The organism is Natrinema sp. 1APR25-10V2, assembly GCF_031626495.1.
Taxonomy (GTDB): Archaea; Halobacteriota; Halobacteria; order Halobacteriales; family Natrialbaceae; genus Natrinema.
On sequence record NZ_JAMQOJ010000001.1, the window covers coordinates 547,636 to 571,251 of the forward strand.

The window sequence follows — 23,616 nt, forward strand, 5'->3', positions numbered from 1 at the left end:
AGCCGTGCTCTTGGCCATGTGGCGCGAGTGGCACACTGCTGAGCGAGCCGCGCCGAGAGACTGCCGCGAGGAGTTCAATCCGCGATCGCTTCGCTCGCCTCGGACTCCACCGTGACCTCCTGTACCCAGAGGTCGCCGAACAGTTCGTCCTGCTCGAGCGTGACCCGTCCGCGATGTGCCAGAAAGAGCAGCGCGAGATAGGTCATCACGCGCGTGCCGCCGAGTTCCTCGATCTCGGCGTAGAGCACCTCGTCGCGGCCCTGCTCGTAGTGGCGCTCGAGTTCGGCCTCGACGTCGTCGATGACCGACTCGATGTCTTCGTCGTGAGTCGTGTGGGTTACGTCGTCGCTGGTCGGCTCGTCGTCCACCCGGAAGTCGTCCCCGGAGTGGTAGTTCAGCTCCTGGACGCCGCGGTCGTACCCCTTCGGCGAGTCGCTCGTGTCGTACGTTCGCGACTCCTTCCACCAGGTATCGCGCTCTGCGGTCCGGAGTTCGCGGACGAGTTCGTCGAGCGTCTCCGGCTTCCCGCGGGCGTGCTTGCGCTCGAGGCGGCGCTCCATCTCCTCCTCGAGGTTCTCGATGGGATCGTATCCCGGCGGATACTCCTGGCCGCCTTCCTCGGCGTCCATCGCCCCGTCGTCGGCGAACGGGGCTTCCCAGGGCGGGAGCTCCTCCTCGTCGGGCTCGTCGGTAGCGAACAGCTCGTCGCTTTTCATCCGCAGGAGGACGCTCGCGTAGAACAGCGCCCGGCCAGACGTTCGGAGATCGGCGTCCTCGATCGCCTCGAGGAACTTGTCGGTGACCCGGACGACGTCGATATCCCAGGGATCGATCTCGCCATCTTCGGCGAGCTGGACGAGCAGTTCGACGGGCTCGACTTCCTCGTCGTCTCCGGTCTCGTCCCCGGAGTCGGCCTCGATGTCGGTGAATTCGAGGATCGAGTCGCCGGACTCGTTCGCGGAATCGCGGTCCTCGTCCCCGTCGGGAGCCGTTTCTCCCGGCCGCTCGCGGTCTTCGTGACCGGTGATGTTCAGCGGAATCTCGTCGTCCCGCGGCTCGCTTCGTTCGCCGCTCGACGTTTCGGAGTCGCTGCGCGACTCCCTAGTCATCGGCCGGCACCTCCCCGCTGCTCAGGTCGATGCCGGTCACCGCGCTCACGTTGTCTTGTTGCATCGTGACGCCGATCGCCCGCTCGGAACGGTCGAGCATCGCCGACCGGTGGGAGACGACGACGAACTGGGCCTTCTCCGACAGTTCGTCGACCATCTCGCCGATTCGCTCGGCGTTGACGGCGTCGAGGAAGGCGTCGACCTCGTCCAGCGCGTAGAACGGGGCCGGGTTGTGTCGCTGGATCGCGAAGATAAAGGCCAGCGCGGTCAGGGACTTCTCGCCGCCGGACATCGCGTCCAGCCGCTGAATCGGCTTGTCGCCCGGCTGGGCCTTCATCGTCAGCCCGCCGTCGAACGGATCGTCCTCGTTCTCCAAGTGGAGCGTCCCCGTCCCCTCGGAGAGCTTCTCGAAGATTTCCGTGAACTGCGCGGCGATCTCGTCGTATGAGTCCATGAACGTCTGTTTCTTCTGGGTCTCGTACTGCTCGATTCGGTCGCGGATGCCCTCTGCTTCCTCGACCAGCGTCGCCTTGCCCTCCTCGATCTCCTCGAGGTCGCTTTTGACCTCGTCGTACTCGTCGATCGCGAGCATGTTCACCGGCTCCATGGCCTCCATGTCGGCCTGCAGGAGGTCGATCATCTCGATGACGGTGTCGTGGTCGGGCACGTCCTCGGGGTCGTAGTCGCCGACCTCGCTCTCGAGTGACTCGATCTCCCACTCGAGACTGTTCGCGCGCTCGCGGGCGTCCTCGAGCTTGCTCTCGACTGCGTTGACCCGGTCTTGCTGCTGGTCGCGTTTCGTGCGCGCGTCCGATAGTTCTTCCTTGAGGTCGCTCCGTTCGGCTTTCAGTTCCGTGAGTTCCTCCTCTAACTCTTCGACGGCCTCGCGTTTCTCCGCGAGTTCCTCGCGTTTCCCGCTGATCTGCTCCTCGTGCGCTTCGATCCGGTCTTCGTGTTCGGCTTTGCGGTTCTGTGCGGCTTCGATATCGTCGTGGAGATCCTCGATGGCGTCCTCGGCGTACTCCTTCTCGAGGCTCAGTTCGTTCAATTTGTTGTCGAGGTCCTGAATGCGGTCCTCGCGCTCGTCGATCTCGGCCTCGAGTTCCTCGATCTGGTCGGTCAGTTCGGGGATCTTCGAATCGGCGAGCTCCCGCTCGAGATCGTCGATGTCGGCTTCGATCTCTTCGACCGTCGCCGTCTTCGACTCGATCTCGCCGGAGATCTCGTTCATCCGTTCGTCGACGGACTCGCGCTCCTCGCGGAGTTCCTCGAGGTCGTCTTCGAGGTCCTCGATCTCCGCCTCGATGCGCTCGCGTTTCTCGTCGAGCCCCTCGATCTCGGACTCGATCGAGCGCACCTCGTCGGCCGCGTCGCTCTTGCGGTCGCGGGCGTCGTCGAGGCGCTCCTCGACGCCGCGCAGTTCCTCGCGGAGGGATTCGCGTTCCTCCTGCAGTTCGGTGATCTGCTTGGCGACGCGCTCGAGTTGGCCTTCGCCGCCGCCGGTGAAGGAGTAGCGGGAGCCGCCGCCGGAGCCGCCGGTCATCGCGCCGCTCTTTTCGACCAGATCGCCGTCTAAGGTGACCATCCGGTAGTCGCCCATGTACGAGCGGGCGGTCTCGATGTCCTCGACGACCAGCGTATCGCCGAGGACGTAGGAGAAGACGCCGGCGTACTGGTCGTCGAAGTCGACGAGGTTGTACGCGAAGTCGACGATCCCCGGTCCGCTGGGTGCCGACGGCAGCCGGCGTTGGCTCATGTCCGTCAGCGGCAGGAAGGTCGCGCGGCCCGCGTTGCGCGATTTGAGGTGTTCGATACACTGCTGGCCGATCACGTCGTCGTCGACGACCACGTTCGCCAGTCGACCGCCCGCGGCGGTCTCGCAGGCGACCGCGTACTCGCCGGCCACGGTGCCGAGCTGGGCGACCGCGCCGTGGACGCCGTCGATCCCCGAGTTGAGGATCGTCGTCACCGCGCGACCGAACGATGAGTCACCGCTCTCGCCCGCGTTGGCCTCGAGCTCGGCGTACTCCTGCTGTTTGGCCTGGATCTCGTCGTCCAACTCGTCGACGTCGGACTGGAGCCGCCGCTTCTCGCCTTTCAGGTCGTCGACGACCTCCGTGATGTTCGCGCGATTGCGCTCGGCCTTCTCGAGTTCGCGCTCGAGGTCGCCGCGCTCGCTCTCGATCTCGGGGAGCTCTTCGCGGCGTTCCTCGATCGTCGTCTCCTTCTCGCTGATGGCGTTCGAGCGCCGCCGGGCCTCGTCGAGCAGGCGGTCTTGCTCGCGCTGGAGGTCGTTCTTCTCGGTTTTCGCCTCCTCGAGTTCGTCCTTGCGCTCGGCGAGCTCGCTCTTGAGTTCGTCGTACTCGGTGTCGACGGCCTCGATCTCCGCCTCGAGCTCGTCGCGCTCGGCTTCGCGTTCCTGAATCTCGCTCTTGATCGAGGCCTTCTCGAGTTTGTGCTCGCGCATCTCGCTCTCGAGCTCGTCGATCGTCTCCTGCTTGCGGTCGATCTGGACGAACGCCTCGCGGCGCTTGGACTCGGCCTCCTCGATCGCTTCCTCGCTGGCCTCGATCTTGTCCTCGAGCCGCGAAATGTCACCTTTGATCTCCTCGATCTCGCTTTTGATCCGGAGCTGTTCGTCCTCGCCCTTGCGCTCGATTTCGGCGTTTAAATCCTCGAGATCCTCCCGGAGGCGGACGACTTTCCCTTCGCGCTCGTCGAGTTCGCGCTGGAGTTCCCGGAGTTCGTCTTCCCGGTCGTCGACCGTCGACTCGAGGGACTCGAGTTCGTCGCGTTTTTCCTCGAGTTCGCTGGCCTTCTTGTAGCCCTCGTACTCCTCCTTTTCGCGGCGGAGCCGGCGGTAGCGCATGGCCTGCCGGCGCTCGTCGGCCAGCTGGTCGAGCCGGTTGCGCTTCTCTTCGATGCGGAGTTCGGCCTCGTCGATTCGTTCCTGAACCGTCTCGAGTTCGCCGAAGGCGTCCTCCTTCTTGGCGTCGAACTCCGCGACGCCCGCAATCTCGTCGATGATCTCCCGGCGGGCGTGGGGAGTCATGTTGATGATCTCGGTGACGTCGCCCTGCATGACGACGTTGTACCCCTCCGGCGTGACGCCGGCCTGTGCGAGCAGATCCTGAATGTCAGAGAGGTTGACTGAGCGGTCGTTCAGGTAGTAGTACGAATAGTAGTTGTCCTCAGTCTCCTTGACCCGCCGTCGGATCCTGATCTCGTCGACGTCACCCACGTCGTCGCTGCCCGCCGCGTTGACGACCTGCGAGCGGGAGAGCGTGCCGTCTTCGTTGTCGAGGATGACCTCGACAGTGGCCTCGCGGGGGCCGGCCGAGGTGTCGCCGTCCTCGTGACCTGGGTTGTAGATGAGGTCGGTCAACTTCTCGGCGCGGATGCCGCGGGTTCGAGCGAGCCCGAGCGCGAAGAGGACGGCGTCGATGATGTTCGACTTGCCGGAGCCGTTCGGCCCCGTGACGACCGTGAAGTCCTCGTAGAACGGGATCTTGGTTTTCCGGCCGAAGCTCTTGAAGTTATCCAGGACGAGCGCCTTGATGTACATTCTCGTTACGAGTCCTCCGTTTCGCAGTCGCCCGTCGCCGCGAAGCCGGGTGGCGCGTTCGCGCCCCCGTCCCTCCCTTCCGCGGCGTCGGCCGCAGTTACGCGACGATAATGTCGTCGCTACCTGAGTCTTCCGTTTCGTCGCCGGTCGCTCCCTCGCCGTCGGCGTCGGCCGCCGCTTCGGCCACCTCGTCGGGTTCGGCCTCGGGCGTCTCCGTCTCGGGCTCCGTGCCCGTCTCCTCGCTGCGCCGCTCGGGGACGCGCGTCGGCGTATCGGCATCGAGTTCGGCCTCGAGGACGCGGATCCGCTCTTTCGCCTCGATCAGCTCGTCCGTCAGCCCTTCTACCGTCGACTCGAGTTCCGCGACCGTCGATTCGAGTTTCTCGACGCGGTTGTTCGACATATCGTCTAGGGGTCTGTCTGGCTACATAAACGTACGTCAGACACGACTAATTATTCTGCCAACTTTCGATCGACCGTCGTCGCGTGCGGCGAGACTCCCCGGCTGCGCCTCGAACGCCGTGTTCGACTCGGTAGCAGCTACCGTTAACATGTACACATTCGGTTATTTGGTTTGTTACTTAGTCTCATTTGTATGGCAAAACAGCCACTGACAGGTGTCTACAAATTATGACGAGCAAACAGCTGGACGAGACGAACGGATTCGATCGACGAACGCTGCTGAAAACGGTCGGCGGGTCGGCGCTCGCGGTTGCGCTCGCAGGGTGTACGGAACTGCTCGAGGGCGGCGACGACTCCCTGGAAAACGCCGACGTACCGGACGAGCCGATCGAGTCGGGGCTGCAGACGTTCACAGAGGGCGCGCCGGCGGTGCTGGGCAAGCAGGCGCAGTACGGCGCCGAGACCGCGGTCCGTCGGATTAACGAGAACGACGGAATCGCCGGCCGCCAGATGAACCTCGACGTCGTCGAGGAGGGCGGCGCGTATCTCACGAACTATCAGCAGTTCGTCGACGAGGGGAAAGACGTCACCTTCGGCCCGATCTCGAGCAGCGGCCACGCGGAGATGGTCCCGGAGATCGAGGCACAGGAGGTCATCAACGTCTCCACCGACGGGACGGTGACGACGCTCTACGAGGAGGACTTCCCGGACGTGACCTACTCGTTCCGGTTCCAGAACCACGACGTGATGGAGGCGCTCGCGGCGGTCGAGCAGGCGGTCGAAGTCCTCGGTGCGGACTCCATCGACACGTACGCGGGCATCAACCCCAACTACGCGTTCGGGCAGGACGAGATGAAACTGTTCTCGCAGGGGATCGAGAAGCTCACCGGGGCGGAACAGGTGTACAGCGGTTTCCCGGAGCTGGGTGCCAGCGATATGTCGACCCACATCACCGAGGTCAACGGACAGGCGCCCGACGTCGTCTTCTCGAGTTGCTGGGGCGGCGACGCGACGCTGCTGCTCGAGCAGGCGCACGCCAACGGCATGTTCGACAACGTCGAACTGCTGGCCGGGACGGTCCTCTACGGCTCGGCCAACGACATGAGCGCCGACCTCGTGGAGGGGCCGATCTACTCCGGCTCGCGCAACTTCTACTGGGGCGAGCCGTCGACCGACCGGTGGAGCCCGGCCGCCGACCTCGTCTCCGAGGTAGGAGACGAGTACGGCGTCGTGCCGACGGCTCACTTCATGAGCGGCTACGGCGCGGTGACGGCGTGGGCGACGGCCGCCGAGAAAGCCGTCCGCCTCCTCGGCCGCTGGCCCGAACAGGAGGAACTCGCGACGATCCTCGAGAATCACGGCTTCTTCACGCCGGCCGGCTACCACTCCATCGGCGCGGACCACCAGGGCTACTCCAACGCCCACTTCGGCGAACTCACCTGGTCGGACGAGCACGACGCGGCGGCGCTCTCCGACGTGAGCGTCTTCGCCGCCAAGAACGTGTCGCCGCCACCGGGCGAGATTTCCGCCGACTGGATCGGTAGCTGGTGAGCGACGTGCGAAACCCCATCTAATCATGCTCGAACACGTACTCAACGGGCTCTACTCCGGCTCGATCCTGTTCATGATCGCGTCGGGGATGACGATCATCTTCGGCGTGCTCGGGATCCTCAACCTCGCCCACGGCGAACTGTACGCGCTGGGCGCGTTCAGCGCGTTCAGCGTCGTCGGCTTCTTCGCGGGGCAAGTCGCGGCTCCGACCGGCCCAGTGACCGCGATTATCTTCGGCCTCGTCGTCCTCGCCGGCTCGCTCGCGGCCGCCGCCGTGTTGCTGCCGGTCGGCGGCGCGCTCGAGGCGGCGTTCATCAGACCGATCTACGACCGAGACGAGGTCTACCAGCTCCTGCTGACGTACGGACTGCTGCTGGTCCTCACCGACGTGATGAAGTTCGTCTGGGGGCCGTCCCCGGTCGATCTGGGGGTCTACAGCGGCATCAACGAGATCCCGACCACGGAACTCGTCGGCTTCAGCTACCCCTCGTACAATATCCTCGTCATTCTGGTCGGCCTCGCGGTCTTCGCCTGGCTCGTCTGGTTCTTCGATCGGACGAAGACCGGGCGCATCGTGCGGGCGACCGCCATCAACCGGGAGATGTCGACGGCGATCGGCGTCAGCACGGACCGCATGTTCACGCTCGTGTTCGCCATCGGCGCGTTCTTCGCCGGCTTCGGCGGCGCGATGGTCAGTATCGGCCCGGGAAGCGCGGTTCTCGGGATGGGACTCAAATGGCTGGTGCTCTCGTTCGTCGTGATCGTTATCGGCGGGCTCGGGAGCCTGAAGGGGGCGTTCGTCGGCGCGCTTCTGGTCGGCGTCTCCAGAAGCGTCGTGACGTCGTACTACCCGCCACTCGAGTTGGCGGTGCCGTTCCTCCTGATGGTGCTCGTCCTGCTGGTCAGGCCCGAGGGCCTGTACGGAACGTGGGGTGAGATCCAGTGAGCCGATTCTTCGTCGAGCGGGACGGTGAAACCCGCGTGCGCCTCTCGGAGGGCATGGAACTGACGAAGAGCCAGTCGATCCTCGCGGTCGTCGGGCTCGTGGTCCTCTTCGCGGTCCCGGACATCACGCGATTGACCAGCCTCTCGTTCCAGGCGATTCACCGCGGGATCCTGTTCGGCCTCGCGGCGGTCGGACTGAACCTGCTGCTGCGTCACACCGAACTCGTCTCGTTCGGCCACGCGGCGTTCTTCGGCGTCGGTGCCTACGGCGCCGCCGTGCTGGCGTCGCACTTCGACGTCTCGAGCGGGCTCCTCTTGCTCCTCGGGGGCGTTCTCGCGGCGACGACGGTCTCGGTACTGATCGGCTACTTCGTGGCCGGCTACCTCGATATCTACTTCGCGCTGCTGACGCTCGCGTTCAATCAAGTGCTGTACGCGTTCGTCCTGCAGAGCGGCTACTTCAACTTCAGCGACGGGCTCAGCGTCCGTCCCGACGGGCTGAACCCGCCGACGCTGTTCGGCCTCCAGTGGACGTCAGCGGGGTACGACCTGATCCTGTACTACTTCACGGTGGTCGTGCTCGTCGTCTCGCTGCTCGTGATGTGGAAGCTCGTCAACTCGCCGTTCGGCCGGGCGCTGGACGCGATCGGACAGAACCGCACGCGAGCCAGGTTCGTCGGCATCCCGGTCGAAAAGTACGTCTGGGTCGCGTTCGTGATCTCGGGTATCTACGGCGGACTCGCCGGCGGACTGTTCGCGCTCCTGCAGTTGCACGTCAGTCCGGACCCGACCCTCTACGCGTTCGTGTCCGGGGAGATCCTGTTCATGGCGATTCTCGGCGGATTCGGAACGCTCGTCGGCCCCGTCGTCGGCGGGGTCGTGCTCGTCTACATGCTCGTTCAGGCCCCGTTCTACGTGGAGTATTACAACGCACTGACCGGACTGTTGTTGCTCGCAGTCGTGCTCTTCCTGCCGGAGGGGATCCTCGGATCGATCCCGAAAGTCGGCACTGGAGTAGCGCGACGGCGCCGCGATCCCGGGCTGCTCCGGGAGGACGTCACGACGATCGGTTCTTCGCTCCGCCGGGGCGTGACGCGTGCCGTGACCACCGTTCGAATCATCGTTTTCGGGGTGAACTGAGATGCTCGAAGCACGAAATCTTCGCAAGGAATTCGGCGAACTGCGCGCAACGGACGACGTCTCGCTTCGATTCGGCGAGACCGACGGCGAGATGGTGTTCATCGTCGGCCCGAACGGGGCCGGCAAGACGACGCTCATCAACCTGTTGACCGGACTACTCGAGCCCGATCGGGGGTCGGTCGTCGTCCACCGGCGAGAGAACGGCTCGAGCGTCGAGGAGGACATCACGGAGATGGCCCCCGAGGACCGCGTCGAGGCGGGACTGGTCAGGAGCTTCCAGATCGTCCACGTCTTCGAGGAGATGACCGTCCGCGAGAACCTTCGTATCGCGGTCCTCTCTCGACACGGCAAGACGCTGAGCATGCGCTCCGTCGACGACGGTCACGAGGACGTCGAACGCGAAATCGACGATCTCCTCGAGCAGTTCCGCCTGACGGGCGTCCAGCACGAGGTGGCCGAGACGCTGCCACACGGCGACCGGAAACTGCTGGACGTAGCGATGTCGTTCGGACTCGATCCGACGTACCTGCTGCTCGACGAACCCACCGCCGGCGTCGCGACCCGCGAAAAGGAGTACGTCATCGAGACCATCGTCGAGGCCAGCGAGGCCGACGGCGTGACGACGGTAACGATCGAGCACGACATGGATCTGGTCAAAGAGTACGCGGATCGGCTCGTCGTCCTCCACGAGGGCGGCGTCTTCCGCGAGGGCGATCCCTCGCTGCTCGAGACCGATTCCGAACTCCGGCGAGTCCTGCTGGGGGTGGACGAATGAGCACGATCGGCACCGACACTGATACCGACGCCGACACCGGCGCATCGGAGACGCTGCTCGAGGTATCGAACCTCTCGGCGACCGTCGAGGGGTTCGAAGTCACCCACGGGATCGATCTCGAGGTCAACGAGGGCGAGGCCGTCGCGCTCGTCGGCCGCAACGGTGCCGGGAAGACGTCGACGTTCCGATCGATCATGGGGCTGACGCCGGTCGCGGCCGGTTCGATCAGACTGAACGGCGAGGAACTGCTCGATATGCGTCCCGAACTGATCCCCAGACGCGGAATCGGGTACCAGCCGGAAAATCGCGACCTCTTCACCGGGATGACCGTCGAGGAGAACTTCCGGCTCCCGATCTGGACCGCCGGGGACGCACGCGGTGTCGAAGACGAGGACGCCGTCGTGGAGGACATCTTCGATCTCTTCGACGAACTCGAACACCGCCGCGACGCCGAGGTGCAGAACCTGAGCGGCGGTCAGGGGAAGATGACCGCGATCGGTCGGGCGCTCGCGCTCCAACCCGATCTGCTCATCCTCGACGAACCGCTCGAGGGACTGGCTCCGGTGGTCGTCGAGAACGTCAAATCCTACATTCGCGAGATCATCGACCGGGACATCTCGGTGCTGATCGCCGAGTCGAACGCGAGTCACGTCCCGGAGATCGTCGATCGGATGTACGTGATCGAGCGCGGCGAGATCGTCGATAGCGGCGATCCCGAAGCCCTCTCGTCGGACGAGGAGATTCAACTCCTCATGCAGGGCGGCGGCGAGTAGTCGTCCTCACCGATCGATTCGGTTTCGGTAGCGGACGTCGATCCCAACCGATTCTCCAGAATTAGTCACTCGTCCGATCGTTCCGATGGACCTACAGCGCTTCGCGCTCGTCCATCCGCTCGAGCGCGCCCAGCGCCGCTTGCAGGACCTTTCGCTCGGTTCGACGCAGATTCATCGAGACGGCCGTCTTCGAGACGCCGAAGTGGTCCGCGAGCTCGTCGAGCGTCGTCCCTCGCGGCGTCTCGTAGTAGCCTCGTCGAGAGGCGACTTCGAACGTTTTCCGTTCGGTTTCGGTCAGCGACCGACAGCCCTCGAGCAGGCGCATCGCGCTCTCGGAGTTCTCGAGGAGGTCGAACAGCGTCGACGGGCCGAACTGGTCGCGGTCCTCGACGCTGAAATCGTTGTGTCGCTCGAGTTCCGCGAGGGCGTGATCCTCGTCTTCGTCCTCGTCGAAGCCGACGTGCCACCGTTCGCGGCCGTTTTCGATTTGGAACGGACCAGTGATGTAGCCGCCGTTCCGCTGGATCGACCGCATCGCGTTCGTCTGCTCGATTTTCGTCCCGATCTGGGCGACCTCGTCTCGCTTCGAGAGGATGTAACAGTCCCGCATGTTGGGATGCTCCCGAAGGACCCGCAGACCATCGTCGAGCGCCCCTCTCGAATCCGCTCTGGCGATGAGCCTCGTCTCGAGCTTTTCGGCGCCGGTATCGAGCTGCCACTGGACGGCAGAGAACGCGATATCGACGTCGTCGGTCGTATCGATAAAGGGACAATCGTACTGCCGCATATCGATATCGAGGTCGATCATCGCTACTGAGAGAACCACTGCCATACAATGTATTAATAGTTGTTATTATACATGGTCAGAATAGGGGTGCATACTCGACGGTTGACTATTTGTCACGATCGGCGAAACTGACGCACAGCCGCTCGCTCGCGCTCTGTTCGGTCGGGGTAGATGTCGAAGTTTATATGTTAATAGCGACGTTTTAGGGCGTCTCTACCGAACGACTAGCTGGAGAAAAATGTCTCAGAATAACGTTACGCCACCGACGGTGGCACGCGACGACATCTATCCGTTCCCCGATGACTCGTTTACCGACCGTAACGTCTGTCTCGTGACGGGCGCAGCCTCCGGCATCGGCCGAGCGACCGCGCTAGCCGCCGCCGGCAACGGGCTGACCGTCGCGGCCACCGACATCGACGAGGACGGCCTCGCGGGGACCGTCGACCGCGGCGAGGAACTCGGCCTCGAGGGGACGATCGAACCGGTTCCCGGCAATCTGACCGACGATGACGATCTCGAGCGGGTGGTCGAGGAGGCAGCCGAGTTGGGCGATATCAAGTATCTCGCGAACGTCGCGGGGATGCAACACATCGATCCGATCGACGAGTTCCCGATGGAGACCTACGACCGGATGCACCGGATCATGCTCCGAGCGCCGCTGTACCTTTCGAAACTCTGTATTCCGCACTTCCGGGAGACCGAAGACGGGACGGGCTGTGTCGGCAACATGGCCTCGGTCCACGGCCACTACGTCACGAGCGACAAGGTCGCCTACAACGTCTCGAAGTTCGGCCTGCGCGGGCTGACCCAGTCGATCGCCGCCGAGGGCGACGGGCAGATTCGGGCGTTCTCGATCAGCACCGGTTACGTGAAGACGCCGCTGGTAACGGCCCAGCTCGAGGACACCGCCGAACAGCGCGGCATCAGCGTCGACGAGGTGATCGAGGACGTGATGCTCGGCCAGTCCCGCGTCAAGGAGATGATGGAACCGATCGACGTCGCCAACCTCTACCTGCTCGGCTTCTCCGATCTCGGCCGACACCTCGACGGTGGCGACCTGTTGTTTGATGGTGGCATGACGCTAACCTACGAGTAACGATGTCAGGAAACACCAGCCCCAGCCTCGAGGACATCGACGAGATCGTCCACGAGCCCGGTCGGGAGTTCGTCGAGTCCACGAATATCTACGACTTCATGCAGGAGTACAGGATCGAGGACTACGACGACCTCATCGAACGGACGACGACCGAACTCGAGGACGAACCGGAAAGCGGCGTCGACTGGTTCTGGGACGAACTGGTCGACTACCTCGGCATCGAGTTCTACGAGGAGTACGACGAGGTGAGAGACGACAGCGAGGGGCCGCAGTTCACGGACTGGTACCCCGGCGGCGAACTCAACGTCGCTCACAACGTCGTCGACCGCCACGCCGAACTCGGCGAGGAACGCCGCAACAAGGTCGCGACCATCTGGGAGGGCGAACACGGCGAGGTCCGGGAAGTCACCTACCACGAACTCCACCGGGGAGCGAATCAGGTGGCCAACGCCCTCGAGGAGCGCGGTATCGAGACGGGCGATACCGTCGGGCTCTACATGCCGATGGTTCCCGAGGTCGTCTCGATCCTCTACGGCTGTTTCAAAGTCGGCGCGATCGCGGTCCCGATCTTCTCGGGCTTCGGCGTCGATGCGGCCGCGACGCGGATCGCCGACTCCGAGCCGTCCGTGCTCTTTACCGGCGACGGCTTCTATCGGCGCGGCGATCCGGTCTTCCTCAAGTCCGCGGCCGACGAGGCGATCGAGGAAGCGGGACACGTCGAATCGACGATCGTCTTCGATCGGCTCGGCTCGAGCGACCGGGCCAGCGAGCACGAGATCCCGTGGGACGACGACCGCGACGAGTGGTGGGCCGACGCCGTCGAGACGCGGGACGACGAGTACGAGACGAAGTCGCTGTCCTCGAGCCAGGAGTCGATGCTCCTCTACTCGTCGGGGACGACGGGGCAGCCGAAGGGGATCGTCCACACTCACGCCGGCGTACAGGTCCAGTGTCCGAAGGAGGTCCACTTCGGGATGGATCTCAAACCGTCCGACCGGTTCTTCTGGGTCTCCGACATCGGCTGGATGATGGGTCCGTGGACGCTCATCGGCACCCACACCTTCGGCGGCACCGTCTTCATGTACGAGGGCGCGCCGGACTACCCCGACCCCGACCGCTTCTGGGAGATGATCGACCGCCACAAGCTCACCCAGTTCGGTATCTCGCCGACCGCTATTCGGGCGCTTCGCAAGCACGGGGATGAGTGGCTCTCCGGCCACGACCTCTCCTCGCTCCGGATCCTGGGGTCGACGGGCGAACCCTGGGACCCCGAGTCCTGGCACTGGTTCTACGAGAACGTCGGCGGCGGCGATGCCCCGATCATCAACATCTCCGGGGGCACCGAAATCTGTGGCTGCTTCCTGATGCCGATGCCGACCCAGCCGCTGAAACCCTGCACGCTCGGCGGTCCGGGGCTCGGGATGAACATCGATATCGTCGACCGCGAGGGCGAGTCGATCAAAGAGGACAACGAGCGCGGCTATCTCGTCGCCCGCGACTCCTGTCCATCGATGACCAAGTCGCTGTGGTCGGGCGACGAGCGCTATCTGAACGAGTACTGGTCGACCTTCGAGGACATGTGGAACCACGGCGACTGGGCCCAGAAGGACGAGGACGGCTTCTGGTTCCTCCACGGCCGGGCCGACGACACGTTAAACGTGGCCGGCCGCAAGGTCGGTCCCGCGGAGGTCGAAGGCGCGCTCATCGACCACGACGCGGTCAACCAGGCCGCCGCCATCGGCGCGCCCGACGACACCACCGGCACCGCCGTCGTCACCTACGTCGTCCTCGAGGCCGGTCACGACGAAACGGACGACCTCCGCGAGGAACTGCGTGCACAGGTCGGCGACGAGTTAGGAAAGCCGTTCCGCCCGCGCGAGGTGCTGTTCGTCGACGAGTTCCCCAAGACGCAGTCGGGCAAGATCATCCGCCGGGCCATTCAGGCGACCTACGTCGGCGAGGATTTAGGCGATATGAGCAGCATCGAGAACCCGGCGGCGCTCGAGGAACTCGAGGACGCGCGTTAGTCGTCACCGACTCCCGTTGCGCTCGCTCGAACCCGATCGTCGCTCGCGTTCGAGGATGACGCCGCCGGCCCCGACCGCGACGTCGACGGGAGCGGTCGCCAGTCCGGCGTCGACGTCGTCGCTCGAGCGGGCGAGCGCGAGACCGAGCAGCGACTGTTCGGTGGGAACGTCGTGTGCGAGCCAGCGGACGCTCTCGTCGCGCTCGTAGAGTCGGCCGCCGCTCGCGACCGCGATCGCCTCGGAACCGGTCGACCGGATCGATTGCAGGTCCCCCTGCCCGACGAACATCGGGGTCCAGTTCTCACAGTGAGGATCGTACCGGTAGGCGATCCCGTCGGCACCGGCGATGAAGACGGACGCCTCGTCGGCCCAGACGTCCTGGAAGTTGACCTGTGCGTTGCGGACGCCGATCCGCTGCCACTCCTCCGGCGAGGTATCCGTCGGTTCCGTATCCGCCGGCGTACCGTTCCTGGGGTCGCTTCTCGGCGACTCATTTTCGTTCGAGTCGTCGGGCCGGGGCTCGAGGTAGGCCCCGCCGCTGGTGTCGACGGCGTAGAACCCGTCGGGGCCGGCGGTCAGGCCGGCGAGCGTCGACCCGCCGCCGGGTTCGACCACCGCACCCCACGTCGGACAGCCGTCCTCGACGACGCAGTCGAGGACCTCGCCGGAGCCGTTCGCGACGCGAACGCGTTCCTCGCCGGTCTTCCCGGTGACGGCGGTCGCCTCCCAGGTGCTGGTCTTCTCCATCGGTGCGGTGTAGTCGCTGAGGTGGCCGTCCGCCACGTCGTAGTAGCCGAGCGCACCGCTATCGCCGGCGAACCAGAGTCGACAGCCGTCGTCGGTCGCGCCGATGGCCCGGAGGGTGTTCTCAGAGACGTTGGGGCCGCGTTCCAGGAGGACGCGCCAGCCGTCGTCTCCCCGGTGGAGCAGGAGGCCGCCCTCGCCGCAGGCGTAGGGGCCGTCCTGTCCGTGGACGACGCCGTGGAGGGTCCGCGCTGCGGGTGATTCGGCGAGCTCCCAGCCGGGTGCTGCCTCGTCTCCGGGGCGAGCACCGTCACTCGAGGCCGCGGCGGTAGCGGGATCGTCGCCGGATCGCGTCTCTCCGTCGCTCGCCGAACCGTCGGCGGGCCGGTCCGCCGCTCGGTCGTGGCTCTCGTCGTCTTCGTCGGTTGCCGGCAGTTCGACGCGCTCTAACCAACCGCGGGCGTCGCGCAGCGACGCCTCGAGCCGGTCAATCATCGCACCACCTCGTGGGCCGCGGCGAAGACGGCGTCGTCCTCGCCCGCGAGGGTGACGACTGGACCGTCGAACTCGAGCACGGCCTCTCGGCGGCCGGCGACGGGCTCCGCACCGCCGCGGTCACGAGCAACGGCCGGGCGCTGTGGATGGCCGGCGACAGCGGCGCGCTCGGACTGTACGACGTAGTCGCCGACCGCGCCGTCGACCTCTCGGCACCGCTCGAGAAGACGACCTCCTGGACGGCGGTCGCGGCCGCCGGACTGGCCGGCGACGAACGGATTACGGCCATCAATAGCTCGGGGGAACTCCTCTGGGGCCGGCGCAACGGCGCGGACGTCTCGTGGGGCGAGGTGAGCAAACCGGGCAGCGGCTCGAGCATCACCGACATCGCCCTCACGTCGCTGGCCTACGGCTACATCGTCGACACCGACGGCGGGGTCTTCGAATCCCGCGACGGCGGCGTCACCTGGACCCGCATCGGGATCGACGGCGCTGGCGTCGACTTCGCGGCGGTCTCGGCGATCGACACCGGCCACGTCACGGTCGCCGGCGGCAACGGCGTCGTCTACGGCTACAACGGCGTCGACTGGTCACGCGCCACGGTGGGCGAACAGCCGATCGCAGCGCTCGCGCGCGACCGCGACACCGCGCTGGCGGTCTCCGCGTCGGGCGCGATCTACCAGCGGAGCTTCGACGGCTGGCAGCCGCTCGTTCGCCTCCGGCCGGGCAACGACCTGCACGCGGTCGCGCTCGGCACCGCCCGCTCGCCGCAACTCGTCGTCGGCGAGTCGGGCACGGTGTTCGAACGGCGGTACTGAGGGGCCGCTCGGTAGGTGCTCGAGGCCCTTCGAATCTCACCGCGATCCTCGAGCGCGTAAACGACGGCGGTCACGAATCGTCGCGTTCGATTTTCTGCCCCCAGTAACCCGGATGTTTCCGAACGACGAGGTCGTCCTCGACCGACAGCTGACACGACAACCGGAGCCCCGAGTCGGGGCTGTGTGGCGGCAGTTTGAGTCGACGGCGCTCTTGTCCCGTCGGCTCACCGACTTCCCCCTCGACGATTTCGACGGCACACGTTCCGCACATCCCGTTTCCGCGGCAGTTCGTGTACCGTGCGCTCCCGTTGTGCGGCGGGAGGTCGGCTTCGAGCAGGGCCTGACGGAGGTTTTCTCCGGTCTCGGCGTCGATCGTTTCGTCCTCGAATTCGATCGTCGGCATGCCACACCGTGCCATTCCTACGCACAAATACGTATGACCGACTCGCCCCGTCCACGACGATGCGGACGATGGTTGACACCGACCCCGAACGTCCTCGACTCCGTCCCGTTACGTTTTACCCCACCCGGCCCGAATCGAGGCCCAATGACTGCTCAGACCGTCCAGCAGGGCGACCTCGTCACTGTCATCGGCCTCGAGGTCCACGTCCAGCTGGAGACCGACACGAAGATCTTCTGTGGCTGCTCGACCGAGCCGACCGACGAGCCGAACGAGAACGTCTGCCCGGTCTGTCTCGGCCTGCCGGGCGCGCTGCCGGTCCTCAACGAGGGTGCCGTCGAGGCCGCCGTCAAGATCGGGAAGGCGATCGACGCCGACATCCCCGAAGAGACGCGGTTCCACCGGAAGAACTACTACTACCCCGACCTGCCCAAGAATTTCCAGATCACCCAGTACGACGAGCCGATCTGTCAGGAGGGCGAACTCGAGGTGGCCGTCGAAGGGACCCGGCGCACTGTCGAAATCGAGCGCGCTCACTTAGAGGAGGACCCCGGTAGCCTCCAGCACGTCGGCGGCGGTGGCGGCATCGACTCGGCCGAGTATACCCTCGTCGACTACAACCGCGCGGGGACGCCGCTGATGGAGATCGTCACGGCCCCCGACTTCCGCAGCCCCGGCGAGGTGCGGGCCTTCCTCGCCGAACTCGAGGAGGTCCTCGAGTACCTGGGCGTGTTCGACGCCGAGCGCGACGGCAGCCTGCGGATCGACGCCAACCTCTCGATCATTCCCGAGGAGGAGATCGACGGCGACGACGCCACCGAGATCGGTGCGGAGGCGCTCGAGGCCGCGAACCGGACGGAGGTCAAGAACATCTCGAGCCACAAGGGCGCGGAGAAGGCTCTGGCCTACGAGGAGACCCGCCAGAAGAACGCGATCCAGCGCGGGCGCGCGGTCGAACAGGAGACTCGCCACTGGGACGAGAGCCGGGGAATCACGGTCTCGATGCGCTCGAAGGAAGAGGAGAAAGACTACCGGTACTTCGAGGAGGCCGACCTCCCGCCGCTGCGCGTCTCGAACTGGAAAGACGAGATCGCGATCCCGGAACTCCCCTCGGCCCGTCGCGAGCGGTTCCAGGCGGAGTACGGCCTGAGCGAGGAGGCCGCCTCGAAGCTCACCTCGACGAAGCAGGTCGCCGACTTCTACGAGGACGTCGCCGGCCAGTTCGACCCCGACCTCGCCGCCACCTGGGTCGCGGACAACCTGCTGGGCGAACTCAACTACCGCGACATCGAGATCACCGAGATCGAAGGCCGACTCGAGGAGGTCACGCGGCTGGTCGAACTCGTCGCCGAGGACGAGATCACGGCGAAGAACGCCCGCGAGACGGTACTGCGCTCGATGCTCGACGACGGCCGGACGCCCGACGAGGTCGTCACCGAGGAGGGGCTGGGCAAGACCGGCGAAGACGAGGTCCAGCAGGCCGTCGTCGAGGCGATCGACGAGAACCCAGGTGCCGTCGACGACTACGAATCGGGCGACGACGGCGCGATCAACTTCCTCGTGGGGCAGGTCATGCAGAAGACGGGCGGCAGCGCCGATCCCGGCGACGTGAACCAGTTGCTGCGGGCAGAACTCGAGGGATAAGAACCGAACGCGAACGAAGTTCGCGTTCGGCTTTTTGGTCCAGATTTTTCTCGGAGTGGTTGCGAGCCTTGCGAGCGACCCGACGAGAAAAAGATGGCAGAACTGACTGGGCGGCAGCGCCGATCACGGCGACGTGAACCAGTTGCTGCGGGCAGAACTCGAGGGGTAGCCGACCGACGCGACGAAAAGAAGCCCGCTGAGAGTCGAATTCGACCGCCCTACGCCGTCGTTCGTGGCTCGGGTCGTTCGCCCATCGTAACGCTTACGTTTTGACGTTCTCCGTCGCGGATGACGGTCATGTCGACGGTATCGCCGGGTCGGGTCTCGGTCAACACGTATCCGAGGAGTTCTTCCCGCGTCTCGACACGCTGACCGTCGATACCGACGATAACGTCACCGCCGACCGGCACCCGCTGTCGATTGACGATCTCGAACCCGGTCGGTTCCTGCAGTTCTTCGCTGGCGGGCGATCCACGCATCATGCCGGCCACGTAGACGCCGCTGGTCACGTTGAGGTCGTTCGCCTCGATGATCGGCTGGGTGAGCGGTGCCGGACGGATGCCGAGGTAGGGGAACTCGTACGTGCCGTTCTGGATGAGTACCGGTGCGATCTGGTTCACGAGCGACGCCGAGATCGCGAAGCCGATGTTCTCGGCTCCACCCGCCTGATTGACGCCGGCGACCGTCCCGTTCCCGCACAGCACGAGCGGTCCGCCGCTGTTACCGGGATTAATCGGGGCGTCGGTCTGGATCGCGTTCGGAAGCACGCCGGCCCGCGTGGGCATCGTCCGGTTGACCCCGCTGATGATGCCGGACGTGATGGTGCTCTCGAGGCCGAACGGACTGCCCAGCGCCGCGACTTTCTCGCCGGGCTGTGGCGTGTCGTTCGTTACTGAGAGGGCGTCGACGTACTCCGGCGTCTCGTTTACGCGGACGACCGCGAGGTCGGCGTAGGCGGTCGCGCCGACGACCTGGCCCGTGCTGAGGTTACCCTGACTGAACCGCACGCCGACGATCCCGCTTTCGTTGACGACGTGCTCGTTGGTCACGACGTACCCCGTCCCGTTCTCTTCGTTCAGATCGAAGACGAAGCCGGAGCCGAGCCCGCTCGCGGTCTGGATCTGGACGATCGAGTCGATCGTCTGGTTGTAGAGTTGTACGTAGTTACACGTCCCGTCATCCGGCTGCTGGACCTGGCCAGTGCCCGCGTCGGTCGCGTTCGCAGTGTCCTGGACCGCCGGCGACGGCTGTGCGCTCGCCGTCGGCTGTCCCAGCGTCGCCACAGGAACACTCGCGACTGCGACGGTGATGACGAAGAGTAACGTTAGCGTTTGCTTCGCGCCCATGCCACGCTGTCCGACACCGAGCCGACGGAAAAAGGGCCGGCCAGCACTCGCTCTCGAGCGGTGGTGGCGGCGAGGCTACTCGACTGACCCCCGCTCGCCGGCCCGTTCGACGTCGTCGGTCCCCTCCCGCTCGGTGAGGCCCGCGGACTGCAGGCCGAACTCCTCGGCTCGTCTGCGCCAGAACTCGCTGTATCCTTCCTCGGTTTCCTGGACGGTGCTGCGGCCCTGGTCGATCCGCGACAGTTTGAGATTTACTTCCTCGAGCAGCGGCTCGCCCACCTCGTCGCCGACGACGCCGTCGTTGACCAGACTTTCGCCCTCGACGAGGACGGCCAGCCGATCGGGTGCGCCCAGCTCCTCGAACAGCGCGAGGACGGAGACGGGGTCGGTCGGCAGGATCATTGCGGCGAACAACAGCGCGACGATCAGGGGGACGCCGAAGACGTACTGGCCGAAGACGCCGAGGATGATCACCGACAGTACGAGTCCCGGGACCGCCAGCGCCAGGATTGGACCCAGATAGCGCCGGAAGTACTCGAGATCCGTCGTAGCAGCGCCCTCGAAGAGCAACGGGGGCAGTAGCACCAACAGGATGAGGTCGTGACTGAGTTCGATGTCGACACCGATATTGATAACGGAGACGGCCAATCCGGCCAGCAGCAAAGCGATTGTGTATGGAAACCGTCCGACTTTGGCGACGAAGATACCCACGCCCGCGGCGATGATGAACACCGTAAGCAGGTCGAGTAGTTCCGCGGCGACTTCGACGGCCATATCGGCATTATACGAACCAGACGGTAAAACTCTGGGCAGGCGCAACGACGACCGGTGCACACCTGTCGGCCGTGGTTCGGTATGGTATCCCGGCACACGGAAGCTGGGATAATTTAACATTCTTGAGCGACCGTCTCCACATGGGTTCAGAAAACGACACGATACGCGGCCGGCGTCACGTTCTGAGAGCAACCGGTGTACTGGCAGGGCTCGCCGGCGGTACTGGTGTGACGGCCGCACGAAACGCAGACGAACTTGAGGCGCAGGCGGACGCACTCCAACAGCAGGAGGACGAACGGATCGGGATGGTCACGGTCGATAGCGCCTATCTGTTTACTGCGCCCGTCCAGTGGCTCGAGCCGGGAACGACCCTGACCTGGGTCAACGAGAGCGGGTCCCACTCGACGACGGCGTACGCCTCGGCGAACGATCGGCCGGATCGGATCCCGGCCAACGCGGAGGCCTGGGACAGCGGCGTGCTGACGGAGGAGGGGGCGACGTTCGAGCACACGTTCGACGAAGAGGGCGTGTACGACTACTACTGCACCCCACACGAGAGTCTCGGCATGGTTGCTCGGCTCGTCGTCGGCACGCCGAACATCGAGAACTCGCCCGCGCTCGCCGAACCACAGAGTTCGCTGCCCGATACCGCACAGGAAATCATCCGCGGCCTGAACACGCTCACCGTCCCGATGGTCGGCGGGAACTGAGCCTCGAGCCGGCAGCGTTTCTCGGCGCCGTTCCGCTACCGCGCGAACTATTAGCGGCTAGCATGTGGGTAGCCGACATGGACCGCATTCTGCTCGGAAACGAGGAGTTCGAGGGTCGAAACAATGCGTACGTTCTCGCCAACGGCGACGACCTCGCGCTCGTCGATACGGGCGTCGCCACCGATCGCATCCGCCAGGATCTCCGTGACGGGCTCGCCGAACGCGGCTACGAGTTCGCCGACGTCGACGACATCGTCCTGACGCACTTCCACGTCGACCACGCCGGCCTGGCCGGCGAGATTCAGGCCGAAAGCGGTGCGACGGTCTACGTCCACGAGGCCGACGCCCCGCTGGTCGCGCAGGAACCGGACGCCGTCACGGCTGTCGAGGACCGCCGTCGCGAACTGCTCGAGACGTGGGGCGTCCCCGCGGACGCTCGCGAGGAACTCCTCGCCTTCTTCGAGTCAGCCGACATCGAGGGGCCGCCGGCCGATCCGACGCCGATCGAGGACGGGGACGTCCTCGAGGTCGGCGGCCACACGCTCGAAACGGTCCACGCGCCGGGCCACGCCGCGGGCCTGTGCTGTTTCGAGATAGCCGGCGGGGACGAGGCGTTCGTCGGTGACGCCGTCCTTCCGGTGTATACACCGAACGTCGGCGGTGCAGACGTCCGCGTCGAGCGCCCGCTCGAGAGGTACGTCGCCACGCTGGAACGGATCGCCGACCGCGACTACGAACGGGTCTGGCCCGGCCACCGCGACCCCATCGAGGAGCCGACCGCCCGCGCCGAGACGATTCTCGACCACCACCGCGATCGGACCGAGACGATCCTCGAGATCCTGCGCGAGCACGGTCCAGCCGACGCCTGGACGGTCAGCGCGCAGTTGTTCGGCGATCTCGAGGGGATCCACATCGTCCACGGCCCCGGGGAGGCCTACGCCCACCTCGATCACCTCCGTCACGAGGGGATCGTCACGTCCGATGACGGGGTCTATCGGTTGGTTGATTCGGCAGTTGCGCCCGATAACGTGCCGTAATTCCCCGCCGTTGCTTCAAACGGAACACTCGTGCATAGTTCACAACATCCTTGCTAACTTCCCTCACCTTTATTAAGGCCGACTCGAAACTGGTGGCTGAGAATCGGTAACTCAGTGACACACAATGGCTAACGAAGGTAACAATGCTTGCGGATCAGATAGAATTGGTAAAGGATCAGTCGGACGACGAACGTTCATCGGTACGGCCGGTGCTGGGGCTGTCACGACAGCGTTCGCCGGCTGTCTCGGCGGCGTCGATGGCGGCGGTAGCGACGATGGCACGTTCAAAATCGGCCACCTCGCGCCGACCGGCATGGCGATGGGACGCGGGTCGAAACGGAGCGCCGAAATCGCCGTCAACGAACTCGAGGAGAACGACGGCATGCAGGGTCAGGAAATCGAACTGATCGATGAAAACACCGAACTGACCGTCAGCACGACGAAGCCGATCGTGGAGCGGATGGTGAATAAAGACAACGTCGATCTCATCGTTGGGACGTTCAGCAGCGAAGTGACCCAGGGGATCATCGACACGGTCGCGGACGCCAACGTCCCGTTCATCATCACGGGCTCGGCTGACTCGAGTACGCTGCTCGACACGGTCAAGCAAGATTACGAGCGGTACAAGAACGTCTTCCGAACGGGGCCGATCAACTCCGAACTACAGGCCGAAGCGATCGCGGACTACGCCGAGTTCCTCAACGAGCTACACGGCTGGACGGACTTCGCCCATCTGCCCGAAAAGGCCGCGTGGACCAAACCGTTCCGTGACCTGCTGCCGGGCTATCTCGAGGACCGCGGCCTCAACGTCGTCTACGACGAGTCGCCCAGCGTCGACACCTCGAACTTCACGCCGTTCCTCGATGACATCGAGTCGGCCGGCGCGGACGCCGTAATCCGCTTCTTCGCGACCGGTGGACGCGGCCAACTCCTCAAAGACTGGGCCGGCAACTATCCGTTCGCCCTCGAGGGAGTCCACGTCGCGTCGATGTCTCCCCAGTTCTGGTCGCAGACCAACGGTGGCTGTATCTACGAGACGACCTCGCAGTCCGGCGGCGGTGGTGTCGCCCCGCTGACGGACAAGACGATGGACTTCGTCAACAAGTACGAGGAGGAGTACGCCGACGGCAAGCCGCCGAGCAAGCCCATGTACATGGGCTTCAACACCTACGACGCGCTCCACTTCTACGACAAGGCCACCGAGGAGGCCGGCACCACCAACTATGCCGACAACCTCCAGGACATCGTCGACGCGATGCTCAGCGTCGAACACACCGGTGCTGCAGCGGAGATCTCGCTGTACGGGAAGGATTCGGACTACCCGAACGACGTCAAAGAAACTCGGAACGACGAGGATAAGGTCAACTACCCGATCACGCAGTGGCAGCCCGACGGTGAGGGGAGTGGACAGCACCAGGTCGTCTATCCGGAAGCCGACGCGACGAACGATCACACGAAGCCCAGCTGGATGTAAGACG

19 protein-coding genes and 1 pseudogene are annotated in these 23,616 nt (G+C 65.0%); 12 read left to right on the forward strand and 8 right to left on the reverse strand.

The features are described 5' to 3' along the window. Window positions 1–74 precede the first annotated feature (74 nt). From NDO75_RS02885 to NDO75_RS02895, 3 genes are all read right to left on the reverse strand, one after another. Window positions 75–1,109: a ScpA family protein gene (locus tag NDO75_RS02885; protein WP_310904600.1), complete on the reverse strand. Its 1,035-nt coding sequence runs from the start codon at window positions 1,107–1,109 to the stop codon at window positions 75–77. Further along, a complete protein-coding gene (smc, locus tag NDO75_RS02890; protein ID WP_310904601.1) occupies window positions 1,102–4,674 on the reverse strand; it encodes a chromosome segregation protein SMC in 3,573 nt (1,190 codons plus the stop codon). Before smc ends, NDO75_RS02885 begins: the two co-directional genes overlap by 8 nt. 97 nt (window positions 4,675–4,771) lie before the next feature. After that, entirely contained in the window at window positions 4,772–5,077 is a 306-nt protein-coding gene (locus tag NDO75_RS02895) for a hypothetical protein (protein WP_310904602.1), read from the reverse strand. 227 nt (window positions 5,078–5,304) lie between these two features. On the opposite strand from NDO75_RS02895, the gene NDO75_RS02900 reads away from it, so the two are divergent. The 5 genes from NDO75_RS02900 to NDO75_RS02920 are packed head-to-tail and all read left to right on the forward strand — an operon-like array spanning window position 5,305 to window position 10,260. Further along, window positions 5,305–6,627, forward strand: a complete 1,323-nt coding sequence (locus tag NDO75_RS02900) for an ABC transporter substrate-binding protein (protein WP_310904603.1) — start codon at window positions 5,305–5,307, stop codon at window positions 6,625–6,627. Between the two features lie 25 nt (window positions 6,628–6,652). Then, window positions 6,653–7,573, forward strand: coding sequence for a branched-chain amino acid ABC transporter permease (locus NDO75_RS02905; RefSeq protein ID WP_310904604.1), 921 nt, complete (start codon window positions 6,653–6,655; stop codon window positions 7,571–7,573). Next, window positions 7,570–8,712, forward strand: coding sequence for a branched-chain amino acid ABC transporter permease (locus NDO75_RS02910; protein WP_310904605.1), 1,143 nt, complete (start codon window positions 7,570–7,572; stop codon window positions 8,710–8,712). Before NDO75_RS02905 ends, NDO75_RS02910 begins: the two co-directional genes overlap by 4 nt. Before the next feature lies 1 nt (window position 8,713). After that, window positions 8,714–9,487, forward strand: coding sequence for an ABC transporter ATP-binding protein (locus NDO75_RS02915; protein ID WP_310904606.1), 774 nt, complete (start codon window positions 8,714–8,716; stop codon window positions 9,485–9,487). Beyond that, window positions 9,484–10,260 carry an ABC transporter ATP-binding protein gene (locus tag NDO75_RS02920; RefSeq protein WP_310904607.1) on the forward strand — a complete coding sequence of 259 codons (777 nt, stop codon included), beginning with the start codon at window positions 9,484–9,486 and terminating at the stop codon, window positions 10,258–10,260. Before NDO75_RS02915 ends, NDO75_RS02920 begins: the two co-directional genes overlap by 4 nt. A gap of 91 nt (window positions 10,261–10,351) precedes the next feature. Here the strand turns inward: NDO75_RS02920 and NDO75_RS02925 are convergent, their stop codons facing one another. Further along, window positions 10,352–11,068: a helix-turn-helix domain-containing protein gene (locus NDO75_RS02925; protein WP_310905167.1), complete on the reverse strand. Its 717-nt coding sequence runs from the start codon at window positions 11,066–11,068 to the stop codon at window positions 10,352–10,354. Between the two features lie 217 nt (window positions 11,069–11,285). Here NDO75_RS02925 and NDO75_RS02930 point away from each other — a divergent pair, with 217 nt between their 5' ends. Continuing rightward, window positions 11,286–12,143: an SDR family oxidoreductase gene (locus NDO75_RS02930; protein ID WP_310904608.1), complete on the forward strand. Its 858-nt coding sequence runs from the start codon at window positions 11,286–11,288 to the stop codon at window positions 12,141–12,143. 2 nt (window positions 12,144–12,145) lie between these two features. After that, on the forward strand, window positions 12,146–14,170 hold the full coding sequence (locus NDO75_RS02935) for an AMP-binding protein (protein ID WP_310904609.1): 2,025 nt from the start codon (window positions 12,146–12,148) through the stop codon (window positions 14,168–14,170). A 3-nt stretch (window positions 14,171–14,173) separates the two neighbouring features. On the opposite strand, the gene NDO75_RS02940 is transcribed toward NDO75_RS02935, so the two are convergent. Next, window positions 14,174–15,409, reverse strand: a complete 1,236-nt coding sequence (locus NDO75_RS02940; protein WP_310904610.1) for a hypothetical protein — start codon at window positions 15,407–15,409, stop codon at window positions 14,174–14,176. Window positions 15,410–15,420: 11 nt separating this feature from the next. Here NDO75_RS02940 and NDO75_RS02945 point away from each other — a divergent pair, with 11 nt between their 5' ends. Beyond that, window positions 15,421–16,227 (forward strand): YCF48-related protein, encoded by an 807-nt coding sequence (locus tag NDO75_RS02945; protein WP_310904611.1) that lies wholly within the window; start codon window positions 15,421–15,423, stop codon window positions 16,225–16,227. A 70-nt stretch (window positions 16,228–16,297) separates the two neighbouring features. On the opposite strand, the gene NDO75_RS02950 is transcribed toward NDO75_RS02945, so the two are convergent. Continuing rightward, complete coding sequence (locus NDO75_RS02950; protein WP_310904612.1) at window positions 16,298–16,630, reverse strand: 2Fe-2S iron-sulfur cluster-binding protein; 333 nt, start codon at window positions 16,628–16,630, stop codon at window positions 16,298–16,300. 144 nt (window positions 16,631–16,774) lie between these two features. Between NDO75_RS02950 and gatB the strand changes: the two genes are divergently transcribed. Next, window positions 16,775–18,271 (forward strand): Asp-tRNA(Asn)/Glu-tRNA(Gln) amidotransferase subunit GatB, encoded by a 1,497-nt coding sequence (gatB, locus tag NDO75_RS02955; protein ID WP_310904613.1) that lies wholly within the window; start codon window positions 16,775–16,777, stop codon window positions 18,269–18,271. A 218-nt stretch (window positions 18,272–18,489) separates the two neighbouring features. On the opposite strand, the gene NDO75_RS02960 is transcribed toward gatB, so the two are convergent. Together NDO75_RS02960 and NDO75_RS02965 are read right to left on the reverse strand one after the other, a co-directional pair. Then, window positions 18,490–19,617 (reverse strand): trypsin-like peptidase domain-containing protein, encoded by a 1,128-nt coding sequence (locus NDO75_RS02960; RefSeq protein WP_310904614.1) that lies wholly within the window; start codon window positions 19,615–19,617, stop codon window positions 18,490–18,492. Between the two features lie 294 nt (window positions 19,618–19,911). Beyond that, a pseudogene (locus tag NDO75_RS02965) lies at window positions 19,912–20,391 on the reverse strand (cation:proton antiporter); the annotation flags it as partial. 227 nt (window positions 20,392–20,618) lie between these two features. Here NDO75_RS02965 and NDO75_RS02970 point away from each other — a divergent pair. The 3 genes from NDO75_RS02970 to NDO75_RS02980 all read left to right on the forward strand — a co-directional run bounded on the left by NDO75_RS02970 (window position 20,619) and on the right by NDO75_RS02980 (window position 23,612). Then, window positions 20,619–21,101 carry a plastocyanin/azurin family copper-binding protein gene (locus NDO75_RS02970; protein ID WP_310904616.1) on the forward strand — a complete coding sequence of 161 codons (483 nt, stop codon included), beginning with the start codon at window positions 20,619–20,621 and terminating at the stop codon, window positions 21,099–21,101. 77 nt (window positions 21,102–21,178) lie between these two features. After that, window positions 21,179–22,138 (forward strand): MBL fold metallo-hydrolase, encoded by a 960-nt coding sequence (locus NDO75_RS02975; protein ID WP_310904617.1) that lies wholly within the window; start codon window positions 21,179–21,181, stop codon window positions 22,136–22,138. Window positions 22,139–22,262: 124 nt separating this feature from the next. Beyond that, window positions 22,263–23,612, forward strand: coding sequence for an ABC transporter substrate-binding protein (locus NDO75_RS02980; protein WP_310904618.1), 1,350 nt, complete (start codon window positions 22,263–22,265; stop codon window positions 23,610–23,612). Window positions 23,613–23,616 lie beyond the last annotated feature (4 nt).

Coding starts and splice junctions, on each gene's coding strand:
- NDO75_RS02975 (WP_310904617.1), top strand. CDS start 21,179: ATGGACCGCATTCTGCTCGGAAACGAGGAGTTCGAGGGTCGAAACAAT.
- NDO75_RS02905 (WP_310904604.1), top strand. CDS start 6,653: ATGCTCGAACACGTACTCAACGGGCTCTACTCCGGCTCGATCCTGTTC.
- NDO75_RS02925 (WP_310905167.1), bottom strand. CDS start 11,068: ATGATCGACCTCGATATCGATATGCGGCAGTACGATTGTCCCTTTATC.
- NDO75_RS02960 (WP_310904614.1), bottom strand. CDS start 19,617: ATGGGCGCGAAGCAAACGCTAACGTTACTCTTCGTCATCACCGTCGCA.
- gatB (WP_310904613.1), top strand. CDS start 16,775: ATGACTGCTCAGACCGTCCAGCAGGGCGACCTCGTCACTGTCATCGGC.
- NDO75_RS02935 (WP_310904609.1), top strand. CDS start 12,146: ATGTCAGGAAACACCAGCCCCAGCCTCGAGGACATCGACGAGATCGTC.
- smc (WP_310904601.1), bottom strand. CDS start 4,674: ATGTACATCAAGGCGCTCGTCCTGGATAACTTCAAGAGCTTCGGCCGG.
- NDO75_RS02940 (WP_310904610.1), bottom strand. CDS start 15,409: ATGATTGACCGGCTCGAGGCGTCGCTGCGCGACGCCCGCGGTTGGTTA.
- NDO75_RS02900 (WP_310904603.1), top strand. CDS start 5,305: ATGACGAGCAAACAGCTGGACGAGACGAACGGATTCGATCGACGAACG.
- NDO75_RS02930 (WP_310904608.1), top strand. CDS start 11,286: ATGTCTCAGAATAACGTTACGCCACCGACGGTGGCACGCGACGACATC.
- NDO75_RS02950 (WP_310904612.1), bottom strand. CDS start 16,630: ATGCCGACGATCGAATTCGAGGACGAAACGATCGACGCCGAGACCGGA.
- NDO75_RS02980 (WP_310904618.1), top strand. CDS start 22,263: ATGGCTAACGAAGGTAACAATGCTTGCGGATCAGATAGAATTGGTAAA.
- NDO75_RS02920 (WP_310904607.1), top strand. CDS start 9,484: ATGAGCACGATCGGCACCGACACTGATACCGACGCCGACACCGGCGCA.
- NDO75_RS02885 (WP_310904600.1), bottom strand. CDS start 1,109: ATGACTAGGGAGTCGCGCAGCGACTCCGAAACGTCGAGCGGCGAACGA.
- NDO75_RS02895 (WP_310904602.1), bottom strand. CDS start 5,077: ATGTCGAACAACCGCGTCGAGAAACTCGAATCGACGGTCGCGGAACTC.
- NDO75_RS02915 (WP_310904606.1), top strand. CDS start 8,714: ATGCTCGAAGCACGAAATCTTCGCAAGGAATTCGGCGAACTGCGCGCA.